Raw genomic sequence first — 2,589 nt, 5'->3', positions numbered from 1 at the left:
AGGTTGTGGTTGCCTTGCGCGATCTCGGCGCTGGCGGTCGATACGCTTTCTGATCCCTGGCGCACCCCTGCCACCAGGTTGGAAAGACTCAGCCGCATGGCTTCCATCGAAGTGACTACCGAAGCAATTTCGTTCTTGCCCTGCGCCACCAGTGGGGTGGCCAGGTTGCCCCGCGCAAACTCCCGCGTCGCCTGGCTTGCCTCGTTCAGGGGCCGGACGATGGAGCGGGTGGTGGCCACACCCAGCACGCAGGCAAACACCACCATGGCCACGCTGAGCAGGATCAGCTGCAGCCGCAGCGATTCAAACTGGCGCATCGATTCCTGGCTGGCACGTTTGCTGATGGCGTCGCTCTCGGCCAGGAAGGCTTCGATGTCGGCCACCAGCTTGGTCAGCAGGGGGCGGCATTGCTCGTTGATTTTCTTGATCGCTGCATCTTTTTCCCCCTGGCTCCCCAGCCGGGTGATCTCCAGCGCCACGGGGCCATAGGCCGCCTCGGTGTTCTTGATCTGGGCCAGCAGCTTGTTGAGGGGGGCGGTTTCAGGCGGGCCGACCTTGAGGGCCTCTTCCACTCCCTGGAGTGCCTTGCCCATGCCTTCATGTGCGATTCCAATGCGACGTGTTTCCGCGTCGGCATCTTCCTTGGAGCCCGCGATCACCAGGTTGCGGGCAGACACGGCCCTCGCATTGGCTGTATCCAGCACCCGGTTGCCCAGGCTTTTGATCACGTTCAGGTGATTGACCTGGTTGTCCAGGCTCTCCTGTGTCATGGACTCGCCACGGATACCCATGATGGCGACCAGGATCAGTGCACAGGTCAGGACAACATATCCAATACCAAGACGCGTCTTGATGCTCAGGTTCTGCAGGACATTCATGCGATGGACCCTCCAGCAGGTGATACGGGATGATGCGCTTTTTCGGAGCACGCAGGAGCGGCTGGTAACCAGCGTTTACCTTTTTGCAACGTGGGGCGCAACACGTTGCCACCGCCACCCTGCTGCGTTCTGGCGATATCGATGCGGCGGTGCGCAGCCGTCTTGGGCGCACGATGGTGCACAGGCCCTGATCTTCTGGGGGTTCCGGCGCGCGTCAAGAAGTTTTTGACCGAAAGGTGCGAAAGGCGCGCTGGGCGCCCTGCGTGTGCAGGGGTAAGTAAGGGCGGGCGTGACCCACCCTAACCGCGCACCGCACTTCTGAATGCGGCAGACAGTGCTGCAATCGCATCACTGGGTCGGCCATCCGGGGCCCGGCTGTGAAGCACCACCGGCAGGCTTGGCAGTGCAGGAAGCCCAAGCCGGGCACCTACGTCCACCGCGCCCCAGGGCAACATGCGGGGTGCCAGTGCGGCTACGCCCAGCCCTGCAACAACGGCTGCGGACACTGCCGCCACGCCGCCGCCCACAAACACCTCGCGCCAGGGGATGGCGGCCGCATCCAGCAGTTTTCCTGCCATCGCACGCACACCGCAGGGCTCTGCCAGGGTGGCCAGCGGCAGGGTGGAACCAGCGCGGTGCTGCCAGTGCGGCGCGGCAAACCAGCCAAATCGCTCTTCGGCCAGCACTTCGCCATCGCTGCGCCCGGCATGCATGCGGACCATGGCCGCGTCGAGTTCGCGCCGGTCAAAGCTTTGCAGCAGGTCACCCGACGAGCCGATCCGGATGTCGATCAACAGCTGAGGGTCTTGTGCGTTCATGCGAGCAATCAGTGCGGGCAGTTCAGGCCCGGCGACGTGGTCACTGATGCCGATGGCCAAACGCTGCGGTGCTTCACCCAGCGCAGCCAGGGCACGCTCATGTGCAGCAAGCAGTGCGCGGCCATGGTCCAGGAAGGCGGCTCCCTGCGCTGACAGTTCTACATACCGGGGGGTGCGCTCCAGCAGCCGGCAGCCCAGCCGGTCCTCCAGCCGCTTGAGCTTGAGGCTCACAGCGGCCTGGCTGGTCTGCATGGCCTCGGCTGCTCGGGTAAAGCTCTCCAGCTCGGCAACACGGACAAAAGCCTCGACGGCATCCAGATCCAGAGGGCGCTGCATGATATGTTCTTGTTATTGTTGATGTAAGTATCAATAGCATATCAATATGGATAGCATGGCACCAGCTTTTTCACAAAAGGACCCTCCATGCCGCTCATCCACATTGCCATGCGTGCCGGCAAGCCCGCTGCCTACCGGCAAGCGATTTTCGACACGCTGTACCGCGCCATGCGCGAGACCTTCAATGTGCCCGAGGACGATCAGTTCATGACCCTGACCGAGCACGATGCCGCGAATTTCCGCTACAGCCCGTCGTACCTGGGTGTGGCACGCAGCGACGATGTGGTGTTCATCCAGATCACTGCCAACAACACACGCACGCTGGAGCAGAAGAAGGCGCTGTTCCAACGCATCGCCCAGCTTCTGGGCGAAAGCCCAGGCCTCAGGCCGGAAGATGTGTTCGTGAACATTGTTGAGGTGGCCAAGGAGAACTGGTCTTTCGGCCACGGGCTGGCGCAATACGCCTGAGGGCTGGCGCGGGGGGGGCAGAAGCCGCCAGCTCCGGCGCATGGGGCGAAGCCGGCAACAGACGCCAGTCAATGCCAGCCGGTGCCAAC

The 2,589-nt window shown here is 63.0% G+C and carries 3 protein-coding genes; 1 reads left to right on the top strand and 2 read right to left on the bottom strand.

The genetic code is table 11. The features are described from left to right. On the bottom strand, nt 1-878 hold an 878-nt coding region (locus DBR23_RS29725; protein WP_158276475.1), incomplete at its 3' end, for a HAMP domain-containing protein. A 299-nt stretch (nt 879-1,177) separates the two neighbouring features. After that, complete coding sequence (locus DBR23_RS19720; protein ID WP_108499329.1) at nt 1,178-2,035, bottom strand: LysR family transcriptional regulator; 858 nt, start codon at nt 2,033-2,035, stop codon at nt 1,178-1,180. A gap of 84 nt (nt 2,036-2,119) precedes the next feature. Between DBR23_RS19720 and DBR23_RS19715 the strand changes: the two genes are divergently transcribed. Next, complete coding sequence (locus tag DBR23_RS19715) at nt 2,120-2,500, top strand: tautomerase family protein (RefSeq protein ID WP_108499328.1); 381 nt, start codon at nt 2,120-2,122, stop codon at nt 2,498-2,500. Nucleotides 2,501-2,589 lie beyond the last annotated feature (89 nt).

The sequence above is a fragment of the Acidovorax sp. HMWF018 genome, assembly GCF_003061035.1.
In the GTDB taxonomy this organism is placed as follows: Bacteria; Pseudomonadota; Gammaproteobacteria; order Burkholderiales; family Burkholderiaceae_C; genus Acidovorax; species Acidovorax delafieldii.
Note: the sequence above shows the minus strand (reverse complement) of the source record. Positions and strands in the feature narration are given on the sequence as shown.

Excerpts from the sequence above, each read along its gene's own strand:
- DBR23_RS19715 (WP_108499328.1), top strand. The coding sequence starts at position 2,120 with ATGCCGCTCATCCACATTGCCATGCGTGCCGGCAAGCCCGCTGCCTAC.